Here is a 16,577-nt window from a genome sequence, read left to right as displayed (position 1 = left end):
ATTTTTAGGATAGATGTAATTTTTAGGGAGCTTGTGTTTGAGAGAAATTTATGCTGGGTTTTTTTAAAATTTTTTTAACTACTCAACAGTTTATTCCTCACGGTCATTGCTATCTTTGGCAATCAAATTTATTAGGGTTGCATATTGTATCTGATAGTTTAATTGCCCTTGCTTATTATTCCATTCCCTTGACGCTATTTTATTTTGTCCGCCAGCGTCAAGACTTACCATTCAACTGGATATTCTTGCTGTTTGGAACATTTATTATTACTTGTGGCACTACCCACCTAATTGACATTTGGACGTTGTGGTACCCAACCTATTGGCTAAGTGGGGGTGTTAAAGCGATCGCGGCTGTAGTCTCACTGTACACAGCTTGGAAATTAATACATTTGATGCCCCAAGTACTAGCTTTACCCAGTCCTGCACAACTAGAAGCCGCTAACCAAGAACTCAAGCGAGAAATCAGCGAACGCCAACAGATAGAAGCCGCCTTGCGATGTAGTGAAGAACGTTGGCATTTAGCTGTTGCTGGTACCAATGAAGCAATTTGGGATTGGAACATATCAACTAATCAAACTTTTAGGTCTGAGCGTTGGTATGAGATGTTGGGATATGAACGTTATGAACTCAGCAGTGAAGATGATGAATGGAGCAAACGCATACATCCTGATGATTATGCACAAGTCATTGCTGCCCAAACAGCTTATTTATGGCAACAAACCCCAGATTATAACGTTGAATATCGGCTGCGGTGCAAAGATGGGAGTTACAGCTGGTTTAGATCACGGGCAAAAGCTGTCTGGGATCAACAAGGAAATCCAGTACGGTTGGTTGGTTCATTAGGGGAAATTACAGACCGCAAACAAGTAGAACTAGCATTGCAAGAGCGAGAAGCAATGTTGCGGCGAATTGGGGATAACCTACCAAATGGTGCCATTTATAAAGTTATTCGAGAATTAGATGGGAGCGATCGCTTTTACTATCTGAGTGCCGGAATTGAAAAAATTATGGAAGTTAGTGCAGCAGATGCACTCAGGGATGCAAGCTTACTCTATCGTCAGTTTATCCCAGAAGATATGCCCCGAATGGAGGCAGCTGTTAATGAGTCAATGCAGCATCTCACCATTTTTAATATTCAACTGCGAATCTGCACACCCAGTGGTCAAATTAAATGGTGTCATTTTCGTTCCTCGCCACGTCAGTTAGAAGATGGTCGAGTCGCTTGGGATGGTTTGGTAGTAGATGTCACCGAACCTAAACGCACGGAAGAAATACTCCGCAAAAATGAAGCCTTGTTAGAAGAATCGCAGCGAGTAGCGCGTTTGGGTAATTGGGAGTATGATCTGGCAACTGGGAAAATTACTTGGTCAAAAGGGCTGTTTGAGCTTTTTCAACGAGATCTAAATCTGTTGGCTCCCAGCTATGAAGAAAATTTACAACTATATCATCCTGAAGATCGGCAACAATTAGACCAAGCTGTCAAGCGTGCTATTTCAAAAGGTGAATCTTATAAACTGGTTTTACGTGCTACCAGATCTGACAAAGAGGAAATTTATGTTGAGGGGATTGGCTATGCTGAGTTTAACGCTAATCAAGAGGTAGTTCGTCTTTACGGTACGGCTCAAGATATTAGCGATCGCAAGCAAGCAGAATTAGCCTTACAAGCAAGCGAACGCAGATTTCGGGGCATTTTCAATAATTCATTTCAGTTTATCGGACTACTGAATATTAATGGAACTTTGTTAGAGGCGAATCAGACAGCACTCGATTTTGCCGGACTTCAGCCTGAAGATGTAATTAATCGACCATTTTGGGAAACACATTGGTGGACAATTTCACCAGAAATCCAAGAGCAACTGAAACAGGCAATTGTTTCAGCGGCTCAAGGAAACTTTATCCGCTATGAAGTTGATGTTTTAGGAGCCAATAACGAAGTAGCCACCATTGATTTTTCCTTGCGACCACTTCAAGACGAAAATGGCGAAGTGATTTTGTTAATTCCTGAAGGTCGGGATATTACTGAAAGACAAGTAGCGATGCGCGATCGCATCCAGGCGGAAGAAAAATTGCGCCGCAGTGAAGCCCAGCTAACTGCTGCCCAGCATATCGCCCATGTTGGTAGTTGGGAATGGAACTTGGGTGATGAACAACAAATTTGGTCAGCGGAAACCTTTCGGATTTTTGGTCTCTATCCCGTGCAACCAGTACCAACTCAAGCAGAATTACTGCGAATGGTTCATCCAGATGATCGCCCCGCTTTACAGTCCCATTTTTTAGCAGCAATTGTCGATGCCTGCCCAATAAATCTTGAGTATCGCATTATTCGACCTGATGGCTCAATCCGCTATTTGGAGTCTAGAGCAGAGGTAGCATATAATACTCAGGAAAAAACAATTAAGTTATTTGGAGCCATTCTCGATATTACAGAGCGTAAACAAACTGAATTAGAAATTATCAAGAGCCGCGACTTGCGCGAAGCCATTTTTAACGAATCTGCTGATGCTTTATTTTTAGTTGATCCAAAAACATTACTAACTACCGACTGTAATAATCGAGCAGTAGAATTATTTGCCGCTGCATCTAAAGCTGACTTGATTGGGATTGAAGGACACACTCTGCAAAAACGACCTTTTGGTTTTCACGAGGTAGCTGAAATTCTGGCACAAATGAATCAGCAAGGATTTTGGAGCCAAGAAATTGAGTACGTTACAAAACAGGGTAATAATTTTTGGGGAAACATCGCAGCGAAAGAAATTAGAATTGCTGATCAAGTGATGAATCTGGTGAGAATTACAGATATCAGCGATCGCAAATGCACAGAAGCAGCCTTAACCAAAAGTGAAGAACAACAGCGACTCACACTAGAATTCACTCATATTGGCATCTGGGATTGGAATCTTCAAACAAATGAAGTTATTTGGAATGATAAACTCTATCAGTTACTAGGCTTAGACCCAGAAACATCAACAGCTAACTATCAGCTATGGCATGATGCTATCCATCCAGATGATGTAGAAAAAGTGGAAAAAGCTGTATTGCAAGCTTTGACAACACATACTGTGACTTTACCCATAACTTTGCCGCTACTGGAAGCATAACTTTGCCGTCAACAACGCTAGAAGGCTCATTCTTGCGTCAGCTAATTTTGGATGAAATTGACAGTTTGGAACCATAACTTTGCCGCTAGTACAAATTGGAAGTATAAGCTTGCCGTGAGTCCAAACAAGCATAGAAAGCAGGAAAGCAGAGGATTTTTGAGAATGGAGCAGAAGCGGTTAATGCTGGTATAGGATAGAAACTTTCGGCTATCCATCTTTTCTAAGTAACTACTGGAGTATTAGAAGATCCTCTTAACCAGTGAGAACATTGCGAACAATAACCTAAACTGTATTGCCAGTCTAACCAAAGTAGTTAGCGATCGCAGTGTCATCGCTGGCAAACTCTCGCTTACATCAACCCCGCTCAACTCAATGCCGAACAGCACTTACATTTACAAGAAAACCCTGAACTTGTTGATATACTTAGATGTGATTTACACAGGGTTTTGAGGGAACACTAATAGGAGACAAAACTCTGACTCTTCTTGCTAAGTCACTGTTCTAGGATGCTGTAATGTCTTTAAGTGAAGCCAATACCAGAGAGAAGTTAGTTGATCCGGCGTTAGAAAAAGCAGGATGGAACCTCACAAATCCCGATCAGGTGAAAATTGAGATTCCGGTAGATGGCTACGATGCAGCACCTTGGAATGGAGTAACAGACTACTGCTTATATCAGCCTAATGGGGAAGTTATCGCTGTTGTCGAAGCGAAAAAACAAAGCCGTGATCCCCTGATAGCACAAGCACAGGTAGAACATTACGTTACGGAAATTGAAAAACATCAAAGTTTTCGTCCTTTTGCTTTCCTAACAAATGGTGTAGAAGTCTATTTCTGGGATGTGGGTAACTTTGCCAAACGGCAAGTTGCCGGATTTTTCTCACCAGCAGATTTAGAAAATTTGCTTTACCTCCGCCAAAATAAAATACCCCTGATTGAAGTACCGATTAATAGCCAAATTGCGGGGAGGGCGTATCAGCAAGAGGCGATTCGGCGGGTTTGTGAGGCGTTTGATCAAGGGAAGCGTCGTGCTTTGTTGATTATGGCGACGGGTACGGGGAAGACGCGCACGACAATGGCGATTATTGACTTGTTTCTGAGGGCAAACCAAACCCGTAAAGTCTTGTTTGTAGCCGATCGCGATAATTTGGTAGATCAAGCTTTGACGGATGGTTTTAAGCCGCATATCCCTAATGAACCATGCGATCGCATTTTTACCCACAATATCGACAAGACAAAACGCCTGTATACAGTCACTCTGCAAACTTTGGCGCGTTGCTATCAACAATTCACCCCGGCATTTTTTGACCTGATTATTTTTGATGAGGCACATCGGTCAATTTTTAACCGCTTTCAGGAGGTGATGGAGTACTTTGATGGCCGAATGATTGGGCTAACAGCTACTCCAGCAACTTTTGTTGACCGTAATACTTTTAACACCTTTCACTGCTTTGATGGAACCCCTACCTTTCTCTACGATTTCACCACAGCAGTTAATGAAAAATATTTAGTCAACTTTAGCCTTTATCGCGCACAGACGAGATTTCAACGCCAGGGAATTCAAGGAGCAAATCTCAGTGAGGAAGACCGCAATGCTTTGATAGAACAAGGTCTTGACCCGGATGAACTGGATTATTCCGGGACAGAGTTAGAGAAAACTGTCAGTAATAGAGACACTTTGCGAAAGCAATGGGAAGAAATATTAGATAAATGCCATAAAGACGAGTCTGGACAACTACCAGCGAAAACAATTGTATTTGCTCTGACTCAGCCTCATGCTCTACGGCTTTGTCAAGTATTTGAGGAAATGTATCCCCAGTATTCGGATTTGGTGCGGGTGATTACTCATGAAACCGAATACAAGGGAAAGTTGACAGGCAAATTCAAAAATGAGGATATGCCTCGGATTGCGATTTCCGTTGATATGCTGGACACCGGGGTAGACGTACCAGAGATCATGAATCTGGTATTTATGAAGCCAGTACACTCGCAAATAAAACTCTGGCAGATGATTGGGCGGGGAACCCGCAACCAAGAGGCTTGTAGACGTTTGGAGTTATTGCCAAATCGTACCAAGCAAGAGTTTTTGATTATTGATTTTTGGGAAAACGAATTTGAGGCGCAGCCACAAGCAGCAGTGGCGCAAACTATTCCTGTACTTCAGCGAATTTTTAACACACGCTTGGATTTGCTGGAGTTGTATTTGAGTGAGCAGGAGTCGCCAGAGTGTCAAGCGGTAATTGCCAGTTTGCGCCAACAAATTGCCGAAATTCCTATGGATGCTTTTACTGTCAAGAAGCAGCTAAATGAAATCGAGGAAGCTTGGACGGATTCATTTTGGGCTTACATTACTCAAAATAAATTGAAATTTCTGCGACTAAAAATTGCCCCACTGCTGCGCTTTGTTCCAGGAGTAGATGTAGCCGAAGCTACCTTTACTAGCAAAGTTGAGCGATTGAAATTGGAAATTAAGACTGAGGCGGCAAAGCCTGATACATTACAATCTGTTGCTGATGATGTAAGCCGCTTACCAGACTTTGTGCATCAGGACACCCAAAAGCAAGGCGCAGTAAAGTTGTGTTTGTCGTCTCGGTTGAAAAATGCAACTGTGGCTGAATTAAATCAGGTGATTGCTGCTTTAGCCAATCAGATGAAGAATCGACGACAACGCCCCAGTGTGTTTTTAGAGTTAGACTTGCCTGATTTTGTGGAAACCCGTGGCTTCATTACTCTGGGTGAGGGTGCTGAACAGGTGTATGTGGAAGAGTACAAAAAACGTGTGGAAGGCAAGATTACAGAAATCGTGGAAAATCACCCCACAGTTGCAGCAATTCGCCAAGGGGAAGTAGTGACAGATTGGCAATTAGTAGAGTTAGAACGAACTTTGCGGCAAGGTTTGGGGGGTGGTAATACGCAGCTTTCGGAGTCAAATATTCGCAAGGCTTACGGGTTGAAGGTAGGGAGTTTGTTGGCGTTTCTGCGATATCTTCTAGAACTGGATGCGATTCCTGATTATGAGGAGGTGGTGAAGCGTCAGTTTGAGGAATATATTGCTCAACATCAGTATAATGCAACTCAGATTAATTTTTTGCGGGCAGTGCAAAGTGTATTTTTGCAGAAGCGCAGGTTAGAGGTGGCTGATTTATATGAGGGTGCATTAGCAAGGTTTGGGAAGAATGCGGTGGATAGGTTGTTTTCTGAGGATGAGGTGGATGAACTGTTAGGGTTTACAGAGCAGTTAGCAGCTTAGATTTATTAGTTTCAATAAGTTAAAAATAATAGATATTTAATTATGCTCACTGACACTAACCTAAAATCAAAAGTTGATCAACTTTGGGATAAGCTATGGACTGGTGGCTTATCTAATCCAATGGATGCGATCGAGCAGTTCTCTTTCTTGCTCTTTCTTAAACGCTTAGACGAGGCTGAAGATTTAAGGGAACGACAAGCCAAGCGACGTAAACAAGAGAATTATCAGCCAAAATTACCGTTAGAAATGCGGTGGCGACATTGGACACAGATGAAGGCTGATGATGCTTTAAGTCATATTAAAATTAAGGTCTTCCCCTGGCTGAAAGAAATCGGTAATCCTAAAACTCAGGAAGAATCCAATGAAATAGATAATCCTGAAACTCAGGAAGAACCTAATGAAATTAAAAATTCCTTCAGTCAGTATATGCAAACTGCGGAATTTAAAATTAATAAACCAAGTCTGCTAATTGAAGCCTGCAAAGCCATTGATGAGATGAAAATCTCGGAACAGAATCAGGATGTGCAGGGGGATTTGTATGAGTATTTATTATCAAAGCTGAGTATTGCTGGGAGAAATGGACAGTTCAGGACACCCCGCCATATTATCCAGATGATGGTGGAAATGGTGGAGCCTAAACCCACTGACAGAATTGGCGATTTAGCTGCGGGTACTTGTGGGTTTCCTGTCAATGCCTATCAATATATTTTAGAAAAACACACCAATCCAGAAATATTGTATGACGACAAAGGGCAAAAGCACCTAGTTGGGGATCTGCTCTCTGCTGAGGAGGCGGAGTTTCTGCAAACTCAAGCTTTGACTGCATACGATAATGATTCTGGAATGACGATGTTACGCATCGGTTCCATGAATTTGATGCTGCATGGTATTGAGCATCCCCGGTTCTTTTATATGGATACCCTTTCTAAATCTTTTAATGATGAAAAAACTCTGGATTTAGTATTGATGAATCCGCCTTTTAAGGGAGCAGTCGATCCTGGTGATGCTCATTCCACTCTGGCGGGTAAAAGCAAAAAATCAGAATTGCTATTTCTGCACCTAATTCTGCGCGTCTTGGATATGGGTGGTAGATGTGCGGTAATTGTCCCGGATGGGGTGCTGTTTGGTTCCAGTAAGGCGCACGTCGAGATTCGCAAAAAGATTATAGAAGAAAATCGCCTTGATGGGGTGGTATCAATGCCTAGCGGCGTGTTTAAACCTTATGCGGGGGTGTCTACAGCCGTGCTGCTGTTTACTCGTGGGGGAACCACTGACCGGATTTGGTTCTACGATATGGAGCATGATGGCTTTTCTCTGGATGATAAGCGCCAACCTGTAGCTGAGAACGATATTCCTGATATTCTTAATTGTTGGCGGAATCGGTTTAATGCTGATTTCACTAAGCAAAGGGAGGAGCGTTTAGCCGAGTTGAAAGAGCAAATTGCACCTTTGAAGACGGAACGGTTGCGACTGCACAAGGAAATTAACCGCCTGACTTTTGAAAATGCCATTGCACCCGCCGATGATGAGGATACCCGTCTGGCGTTGGAAGCAGATAGGCAAAAACTGGCACAACTTCATGAGCAAATGTCACCTTTGCAAGCGGAGATTAATCAATTAAATCGTCAGTTTTGGGTGAGTAAGGCGCAGGTGAAGGGAAATAAATATGATTTGTCAGCAAGTCGTTATCGTCAAATTGAGCAGGATGAAGCATTTTATGATTCGCCACAGGTGACTCTTGAACGAACTTTGAAGTTAGAGGCAGTGATGACGGCGGAAGTGAAAGAAATAATGGATTATTTAGCATCATTCTAATATGGAAACTGCCACTTTTGAAACCAGAACTATTGAGGAAGTCATAGAAAAAGTCATAGATTACCGAGGTAAAACACCTCCAAAAACAAAAGATGGTATTAAGCTTATTACGGCAAAAGTAATTAAGGATGGTTGGATAGTAGAGGGTAATCATGAATATATTGCTGAAGATACGTATAAATCATGGATGACTCGTGGTTTTCCAAAAAAAGGAGATGTTCTAATCACAACTGAAGCCCCTTTAGGAGAAGTAGCTCAATTAAGAACCTCTGAAAAAGTAGCACTTGCCCAGCGAGTTATCCTTTTACGAGGAAAGCAAAATGTAATATCACAAGAATATTTACTTTATGTTCTTAAAACAGCATTTGTACAAAAGCAACTGTATGAACGCTCAGCAAGTACAACTGTATTAGGAATAAAGCAGAGTGAGTTACTGCAAGTTAAACTTCCATATTTCCCTTTAGCAGAACAAAAGCGGATTGCAGCAGTCTTGGAAAAATGCGATCGCCTGCGCCGCACACGCCGCTACGCCCTACAACTCAGCGACACCTTCCTGCAATCCGTCTTCTTGCAAATGTTTGGTGATCCAGTTACTAATCCAATAGGTTGGGATATTCAAAGTCTAGATGATTTCATTCTTGATACAAAAAACGGTATTAGTAGACGAAGAAAAACTTTTGATAATGTTGGTACTATAGTTTTAAGAATTAAAGATGTTGGTTGGGGAGTAATTGATTATTCCGAACCTAATCGGATAGATTTAAGTGAAGAAGAAAATAAAAACTACTGCCTTTATGATAATGACCTATTATTAGTGCGAGTTAATGGCAACCCTGATTTAGTTGGCAGATGTGCTGTATTTAAAAATATAGACGAACCAGTTGCATTTAATGATCATATTATTCGCACCCGACTAAATCATAAAGTTGTCAACCCCCTTTATGTTGTACATTTGTTGAATTCTCCATACGGAAGACATCAATTTAAAGGTTGTATTATTACTACTGCTGGACAATTCACAATTAATCGCACAGGTATATCAAATATTGTGGTTCCAGTTCCTCCTCTCCCCCTTCAAGAAAAATTCGCCCAAATCGTCCAAAAATTTGAACGCTTCCGCACCCAACAACGGGAAGCCGAACGCCAAGCAGAACACTTATTTCAAACCCTGCTGCATCGTGCCTTTCGGGGTGAACTCATATCTTCTGATTTCGATGATGAAGCAGTATCAGCCTTATCTAAAGAGATTGGCGTAAAACAGGCAAAACCAAAATCTACAGGTGACGTTTCTGAATATATCCATACCAAAATCAGTCAACAAGAAACAGAAGCAGTTCAGCTAACCTTGCCAGGATTGGAATGGATAGAGGAATGAAGTGCGATCGCAACTTATCCCTCTGCGAACAAATAGCGATTACAAAACTTTTCAGTCTAGTGAATGAAGCAGAAGCGTTTACCCTGATCTAGAATAGAAACTTTCTGCTATCCGTCTGTTGTGAGTAGCTACTAAAGTTTTCTCAAAATTTCCATTTATGGCTGCCATATTACTTCAAAGTGAGGAATATGTAGACTTAACATTTAAACTTAGAGGCGCACCTATTCCTCTTGACAACGGTTATCTTACCTACGCTGCTTTATCCCGTATTTGTCCTCCACTACATGAACTAAACAATATTGGGATTCACCCGATTGCTGGAATACCCACCAGAAACAATTTGCTTGAACTCACTGCTCAATCTCGTCTCAAAATTCGGATTCATCATCAACAGATTCCTTTAATTTATCCTTATTTAGCAGGTCAAGCTTTTCATATCGGTCACAATTCTTATCAACTAGATATTCCCGACTACAAACCGTTAATTTCTTCAGAAAGTGTCTATTCCAGATTAGTGATAATTACAGGCTTTCAAGAAGCTACTACTTTTATTGAAGCTGTGCAACGGAAACTGGATAATAAAGGAATACAAGGAAAAATTGAACTACTTACCCGACAAGATGGAACACCTCAAAAAAGACAATTAACCATCAATAAACAAGGGAGACAGTTTAAAGTCAGAGGATTTGGCGTAAAAATCAGCCAACTCAACCCAGAAGATTCCTTAATCCTGCAAGAACAAGGAATAAGTGGGAGACGAAAGATGATGTGTGGAATATTTGTCCCAGCGACTCGCACCAAGGAAGAACAGGAAACCTGATCATGGTTGCTACCCAACCCAAAATTTTCCTATCTCTCGATGCTGCGGATACGACAATAATGCACCGTGTCGGAATGACGGGACTTTATATGACTTTAAAGCGATTAGAAAAGCAATATCCCTCATCTCGTCAACGGGGAGGAAATATATCATGGTATTTGACTGCTGATACTATTGAATTATTCTGGCAAGGAAGTGATTATGTCGCCCTATCTTGGTTAATTAAGGAGTCTTTTCAACTAGATGATACAGGTTTAATTCATTTAACAGGATTAGAAAATGATGCAATAGATTTAAGCCAGAAAATCCACATTCATGAGGGAATGTGTGTTGTTTTTCTTCGTCATAATCAGTTTTATCAAGCAGGAGAGATAGTTAACACTGAACTGACGGTTGAAGAACAAAAAGTCGAGTATCAATATAAATCCCTAACTTGGTACGCACATCAAATCTTTACAGAGAAGTTATGCGATACAAATACCCAACAACTCAGACAGGATTATGTTCAAATAACCAGTTGGTTGTATTTAGGAGGAATTGTTCGCCATGCTAGAACGCAGAACGCTACAAAACTGGAAGAAAAACCTAAATATGCCTTAGCATTATTATTTGTACCAGTAGTTTGTCATTATTGCTTACTTCATATTCCATCAGAAGACTTGAAGGAAAAGAAACCCCATCGCTACCTAGTGGTGATTCCAGAAATCAAGGATTTTGAAGATGCTTCTCAAAGAAGATGGCGATTACAGCAATTAAAAACCAAACAGCTTCATGTTAGTAGCGTTGGTGAAGCAGGATTACTTTACTACAGCTTAGACGATACTCAGCCCCAAGGCGACTACTATCAAGCTTGTCAAGTTTGGTTATATGAAAAAATGAATAAAGATTCTCGTCAAAGAACATTGATGAGTATAGACGAAATTGAAATTGATAAGAATACTTTAATCACTTATCAACAGGTTCAAAAATACTTTCAAACTAACTATCAGCAAATTAAACCTAAGCAAATTTTTATTAAAGTGAATCCGATTCGTTCTTTGATTGCTGATAATTTAGTAAAAAGAATCCATTGGTGGTCTAATTTTTGGGAAAAATTGGTGATAGATGATTCAAAAGGATATTTATTTAACCAGCTATTTTTCAACCGCGAAGGATTCATAAGAATGGCAGAAAATAGTGAAGAAGACAAGCAGTATCTGATTTTCATCAAGGTATTTCAGCAAGCGATGAAGGGCAATTTTGCTAAAATGTATGCCAAAGCCCAGAAAGGAAAAGACCCTCCGATTAAGAAGAAAGTTGAACGGTTAAGGGCAGAGCTAAACTATTGTTATGATGAATTGTCGTTTAAGGAGTATTTGTCCGACTTTTTAGTAAGAGGAGGATTAAATAAGTACTTTAATGAGCATCAAGAAGAAATTTCACTATTAATTAAAAAATCACCTTGGCAAGAAATAAGAATTTGGGCATTGTTAGCGATCGCCAGTTATAAACCCAAAGATAAACTCACCAATAGAGATGATAATTCATTGCCAAACAATCAAAACCCAGAAGAAGTGAATGATGAGTCAGAAGAAGAGTGACAGTAATATCCCCAATTATTATCTTTATGGAACAGTCCTCACTCGTTATGGTTTAGCTTCCTTAAATCATGACATGAGGCGAGGAAATAAGACTACTCTGCAAAAAGGCTATTGGAATGATGGGAAGATTTATTCTATTGTAGGTTCGAGTGCAATTCGTTGGGCGTTACGTTTTTATCTGCAAAAGCAAGGTTATTTAGTTAATCGAGTTTGGGATGAAGACGAACATATTAATCGGTTAACAAGTGAAGATTTCGACCCGGAAAAATTTTATGATGATGATATTTTTGGGTTTGCTTTATTAGAGTCTGCTGAAACAGAGGAAGAAACTTCAAAAACCAAGAGAACAAAGAAACAAACAAAAACCAGCACTCCTAATCAGCGAATGGGTGCTTTAGGAATGAATCACGCTGTTTCACTAACGCCTTATGATGGTGCAGTTAAGTTAGGCGCGAAAAGTGGCAGAGATAAGGATAGTACATCGCTTCATTTTACAGAATATCATGCAACTCGATATCAATATTATTTTGGAATTAATGCCACTCATCTCAGAGATTTTTCGCGGATTTTACCTCTGATAGATGGGATTATGAATCTTCCCAAGGTAGGAGGAAGTAGTAATATTTTTAATTATCCTTTTTGTCCTGATAGTTTTGTATTTCAATGGACAAATAATTTGCCTTCATATATTTCCTATTGCTTTGAATATTGTGATCCTAAGAGTAAGGACGTAAAACTTACACAAGAGTTTATAGATGAGGTGGAATGCGGGCAGATTGACCCTAGTAAATTATGGATTGGGGGAACAATTGTTAAGGAGTTACAGCAATTGGATGATTTTGATAATTCTCCTTTTAACAAGGCGCATATCTATCGTAATCGAAATGAACTGATTGAAGAGTTAAAAACAGTCATTAAAAGAGATTTGAGGTTAAAAGAATCAAAATGACTGCACCATTAATTCTCTATTTGGATGTTCCATTTGCGACTTTTCGGGAGTCCCATGCAAGGGAAATGGGAAAAACCTATCCTGTCCCTCCTCCAGCAACAGTGTATGGGATGTTGTTGTCTTTGGTAGGGGAAACGGATGTCTATCGCCACTGTGGGGTAGAATTGGCGATCGCAATGTTATCTATCCCTAAAAAGTCCCGAATTTTGCGTCAAATGAGACGGTTTAAGAATGCTGATTTTAGCCATCCAGAGAATGTTATTCCCGGTTATCAAGAAATTTTGTCTAATGTGAAGTGTTTGATTTGGGTTCGTTCTGACGGGGAGAAGATACAACCAAGTTTAAGTGAGAGGATACAGTTAGCCTTTGACCATCCTGAGCTAGTAAGACGGTTTGGTTGTTTATTTTTGGGAGAAAGTGACCAGTTGATTAAAACGATTAAACTTGTGACCCAAGATTATTTAGAAGGGGTGAGACAGTGGGTGATAAGGGATAATCGAGGCAGGTTAACCTTACCTTATTGGGTTGACCATGTGGGGTCAAGAAATACCCGATTTTTGAGGTGTGGGATTGAGGAAATGCCAAGCTCACCACCTCCTGATTTAGCGTGGACAATGATTCAATCTCCAATTTGACAAGTATCTCTATATAGGAAAGGGAATTTAAGGTAGAAGAATGGCGGGAAGGTTTACACGCTAAGGGATATGGTAATTAAGGTAAGGAAAAAGGTGCTTGCCATTTTTGGAAAAGTTTATCAGCACTGGGTTTGAGGGGCTGAAAGTAAGGGAAACTTTGGTAAGTTTTGTGTTTTTGGTTTCTCGATCTGGAAGGTACTTGTAAGATTGTAAATGAGCCTTCCTCAGTTAAAGGTTTTCACCCTTGCTGTGATTCGTGGCTTAATGCCGTTAGGCGTTGCTCACTAATGCGATCGCCTCCCCTCCAATGTCCAGCGCAGGTGATTCGTGGCTTAATGCCGTTAGGCGTTGCTCACTTTACTGCTTAGAATATCGTCACGCGAAGCATCACAAAGTGATTCGTGGCTTAATGCCGTTAGGCGTTGCTCACTTGTCCCCGTTAGCATATTGAAGCCGAAATATAGCGTGATTCGTGGCTTAATGCCGTTAGGCGTTGCTCACCGCCAAGAGTTAGATACATACTGGAGTCGGATTACTGTGATTCGTGGCTTGATGCCGTTAGGCGTTGCTCACAGAATTAGCCTATCCGGCACGCAGCTACTGTATACGTGATTCGTGGCTTGATGCCGTTAGGCGTTGCTCACAGATATGAGATCAAATTATTGACTGCTATCGCAGAAGTGATTCGTAGCTTTAGAAGTAAAGAGACGTGAACTGAATCACGTCTCCAAGTGATGGGATAAATGCTTTGTGTGTTAGGCTGCGTCGTCTACCAGTAAGCCATTCACAGCGATGATGATGATTTGTGCTGCTAAAGGAGTGTCACAACGTAATCTATCGTCGCTATTACAGGGTTGTGCTACCCATTTCCCCTCTAGATTTTGGTAGAAAGTGCCAAGTAGTTGAGAAGCATTCCAGACTCGATACAGTTCACCTAAGTCATCTGGTACTGAGTCAATTTCAATTTCTGGTGCTACTGGGTCGGCAAGCTGGTCAAGATATTCCTCAAACTCTGATTCAGCCAAGGCTGGGTTATCAAATTCATCTTGTACAATCATCATGAGTGACCTCATTAATGGGGTTGAACAAAAGGCGATCGCATTTCTCTTGGCCGAGGGCGATCGCCTTTTTGAGTACATCAATATATTAGTAACTTTAGTAGCTAAAATCAACGAGCCTATTTAAAACTTTAATTTGTCACTTCGACTGTGCTTAAAAAATTGTTTACCGAGATTCCTAATGCAGTACAAATAGCCTCTAATACTTTTAAAGAAACGCTTTCAGACTCACCATACTCTAATTTCTTTAAGTTTTGATGCGAACACTCACCACCTCTGGCAGCAATTTCATCAGCCAGTTTCTGGCGTGATTTTTTTCCACGTAGTCGCTTTAAAACTGTTCCTCTATCTTTATTCCAGGCTACAGATACAACGTCTTCAATATAAATATAAATTCTGGTTTCTTTTTCACCCTTGTTGGACATATAATAGCTACAGCAGTAAACAAAATATAAATTTCTGAGCTACTACAGTTTACAAACTATAACGATCTAGAGTAAAAGTGAGCCTCCTTTAGAAAAACTGACGCTGAACCACCAAAAGTCATTTAGTTTTCATTCTTATCAACAGAAGCCCAAACATGCAGATTTGCCTTGCTATGGATAAAAATGCGATCGCAATGTTGAGATTTTGATTCCTGGTAAGCCATTAGTATCTTTAGCGGCGTTTTGTTTCGCGGGTCAATGACTATAAACTTGCCATGTTCATCTAGCACAACATAATTGATGGCGCAATCGCGTATCAGGTCAAAATAACTATAGCCATCTTCATCCTTGCCAGCTTTACCACCAGTAGCATAGAAGGATTTCTCTAAAGCATTAATGATTTGATTCTGCTTAAGATTTTCTTTTAACTGCCCAATTTCCTGTTGCAATGTGGTCTTTTCGCCACTCCAGCGTTCTTTGAGTTCTTGGAAATTGCGCTGTTCTTCCAGTTTGCGCTCTTCGTAGGTTTGGGCTAATTGCTCAAGTTCCTGGAATCGCTTCGGGTCAATTCCTTGGATTTTTTCAAGCTGTCCCGAAAGTTCAGCAACTTTGGTTTCTAAATCTTTGGCTCTTTTAGCGGCCTCGTCTCGCTCCGTGCGGTTGGCTTTGGCTGTGTTGAGGATTTTAGTAACTTCGTCGTCACTATATTGTTTTACTGGTGTTGATGAATCTTCTAATTCAGAAGGCATACGCATCACGCGATATATTGTCGCCACCAGAATTCCCAATAGTTTTGCAAATTATGAGCTTTGCTTGAGTAAGCAGAATGGTAGAATTTGAGCGCATCCGCATTCACGTTATCTCAGGATGACTCAACCGCAAAACCCTCCACCTTCCCAGTCAGCCTCGTCATCTGGGCAAATCCCTGCTCAATCAACCGTGCAGATGCAAACTACGGCGGGCAAACGCACAGGGAAAATATTAATCAGCATTTGGGAGCCTGTGAATTTGCTGGGTCAAAGCTTGATGGGGGATTACTGGAAAACGGTTTATCTGTCCATTCAGGATGCGATCCTGTTGAAAATGCCTTTTTTGGAGACAGCACAGGACTTACAGAGGATGCCAAGCGTGACCTAGAGCAACAAGGGGCTATTTTTGGCGATCGCCCCCCAGTTCCCACTTCCAGATAAAACAAAGATGAAAAATTTGAGCCAGTCGCGTGGGCGGCTCTGCCGACTTGAGCGAACTGGCGTTCGCAAGCACTAACAACAGAAGAATTCATCCAAAAAGCTCGTGCTAAACATGGCGATAAATACGACTACAGCCTAGTAAGGTATGTTAATGCAGAAACCAAAATAACTGTCATTTGTTCTGAACATGGCAGCTTTGATCAACTTCCTTACAATCATCTTCGGGGAAACGAATGTCCTGAATGCTCAAGGGAAAATATAACCGAGACGAAGCATAGTTTTGAGTACAAAGGAGTTCAGTATCGAAGTATTAAACACGCTTGCCAAAAATTAGGTAAAGACTACTGGGTTGTCCTCAAGCGATTAGATGCTGGCTGGACTT

The 16,577-nt window shown here is 40.9% G+C and carries 13 protein-coding genes, 1 pseudogene and 1 CRISPR repeat array; of the genes and pseudogenes, 11 read left to right on the top strand and 3 right to left on the bottom strand.

The genetic code is table 11. The features are described from left to right. Nucleotides 1–50: 50 nt before the first annotated feature. The 8 genes from AC504W_RS11265 (at nt 51) to cas5 (ending at nt 13,522) form a co-directional block, all read left to right on the top strand. The gene (locus AC504W_RS11265) at nt 51–3,101 is read left to right on the top strand and encodes a PAS domain-containing protein (protein ID WP_494879617.1); all 3,051 of its coding nucleotides are present in this window, start codon (nt 51–53) and stop codon (nt 3,099–3,101) included. 514 nt (nt 3,102–3,615) lie between these two features. Next, a complete protein-coding gene (locus tag AC504W_RS11260; protein ID WP_494874843.1) occupies nt 3,616–6,348 on the top strand; it encodes a type I restriction endonuclease subunit R in 2,733 nt (910 codons plus the stop codon). Nucleotides 6,349–6,390: 42 nt separating this feature from the next. Beyond that, a complete protein-coding gene (locus AC504W_RS11255) occupies nt 6,391–8,163 on the top strand; it encodes a type I restriction-modification system subunit M (protein ID WP_494874844.1) in 1,773 nt (590 codons plus the stop codon). A gap of 1 nt (nt 8,164) precedes the next feature. Next, nucleotides 8,165–9,538, top strand: coding sequence for a restriction endonuclease subunit S (locus AC504W_RS11250; protein WP_494874845.1), 1,374 nt, complete (start codon nt 8,165–8,167; stop codon nt 9,536–9,538). A 157-nt stretch (nt 9,539–9,695) separates the two neighbouring features. Then, a complete protein-coding gene (gene cas6, locus AC504W_RS11245) occupies nt 9,696–10,358 on the top strand; it encodes a type I-MYXAN CRISPR-associated protein Cas6/Cmx6 (RefSeq protein ID WP_494874846.1) in 663 nt (220 codons plus the stop codon). 2 nt (nt 10,359–10,360) lie between these two features. Beyond that, nucleotides 10,361–11,938, top strand: coding sequence for a type I-MYXAN CRISPR-associated Cas8a1/Cmx1 (gene cas8a1 / locus AC504W_RS11240; protein ID WP_494874847.1), 1,578 nt, complete (start codon nt 10,361–10,363; stop codon nt 11,936–11,938). After that, nucleotides 11,916–12,887 (top strand): CRISPR-associated protein, encoded by a 972-nt coding sequence (locus AC504W_RS11235; RefSeq protein ID WP_494874848.1) that lies wholly within the window; start codon nt 11,916–11,918, stop codon nt 12,885–12,887. Before cas8a1 ends, AC504W_RS11235 begins: the two co-directional genes overlap by 23 nt. After that, nucleotides 12,884–13,522: a type I-MYXAN CRISPR-associated protein Cas5/Cmx5/DevS gene (cas5, locus tag AC504W_RS11230; protein ID WP_494874849.1), complete on the top strand. Its 639-nt coding sequence runs from the start codon at nt 12,884–12,886 to the stop codon at nt 13,520–13,522. Before AC504W_RS11235 ends, cas5 begins: the two co-directional genes overlap by 4 nt. Before the next feature lie 249 nt (nt 13,523–13,771). Beyond that, nucleotides 13,772–14,166: a CRISPR direct-repeat array (repeat unit 36 nt; unit sequence GTGATTCGTGGCTTAATGCCGTTAGGCGTTGCTCAC). Nucleotides 14,167–14,277: 111 nt separating this feature from the next. Here the strand turns inward: cas5 and AC504W_RS11225 are convergent. Continuing rightward, the gene (locus AC504W_RS11225; protein WP_494874850.1) at nt 14,278–14,583 is read right to left on the bottom strand and encodes a hypothetical protein; all 306 of its coding nucleotides are present in this window, start codon (nt 14,581–14,583) and stop codon (nt 14,278–14,280) included. On the opposite strand from AC504W_RS11225, the gene AC504W_RS11220 reads away from it, so the two are divergent. Then, nucleotides 14,582–14,707: a hypothetical protein gene (locus AC504W_RS11220; protein WP_494874851.1), complete on the top strand. Its 126-nt coding sequence runs from the start codon at nt 14,582–14,584 to the stop codon at nt 14,705–14,707. The genes AC504W_RS11225 and AC504W_RS11220 overlap by 2 nt on opposite strands. A 4-nt stretch (nt 14,708–14,711) precedes the next feature. Here AC504W_RS11220 and AC504W_RS11215 read toward each other — a convergent pair whose 3' ends face one another. After that, entirely contained in the window at nt 14,712–15,005 is a 294-nt protein-coding gene (locus AC504W_RS11215) for a helix-turn-helix domain-containing protein (protein WP_494874852.1), read from the bottom strand. Between the two features lie 122 nt (nt 15,006–15,127). Continuing rightward, the gene (locus tag AC504W_RS11210) at nt 15,128–15,781 is read right to left on the bottom strand and encodes a hypothetical protein (protein WP_494874853.1); all 654 of its coding nucleotides are present in this window, start codon (nt 15,779–15,781) and stop codon (nt 15,128–15,130) included. Nucleotides 15,782–15,841: 60 nt separating this feature from the next. Here AC504W_RS11210 and AC504W_RS11205 point away from each other — a divergent pair, with 60 nt between their 5' ends. Beyond that, complete coding sequence (locus AC504W_RS11205; protein ID WP_494874854.1) at nt 15,842–16,195, top strand: hypothetical protein; 354 nt, start codon at nt 15,842–15,844, stop codon at nt 16,193–16,195. A 90-nt stretch (nt 16,196–16,285) separates the two neighbouring features. Continuing rightward, nucleotides 16,286–16,384: pseudogene (locus AC504W_RS11200) on the top strand (DUF723 domain-containing protein); the annotation flags it as partial. Nucleotides 16,385–16,577 lie beyond the last annotated feature (193 nt).

The sequence above is a fragment of the Nostoc sp. C96 genome (assembly GCF_059384975.1).
This window is presented reverse-complemented; position numbering and strand designations above follow the sequence as displayed.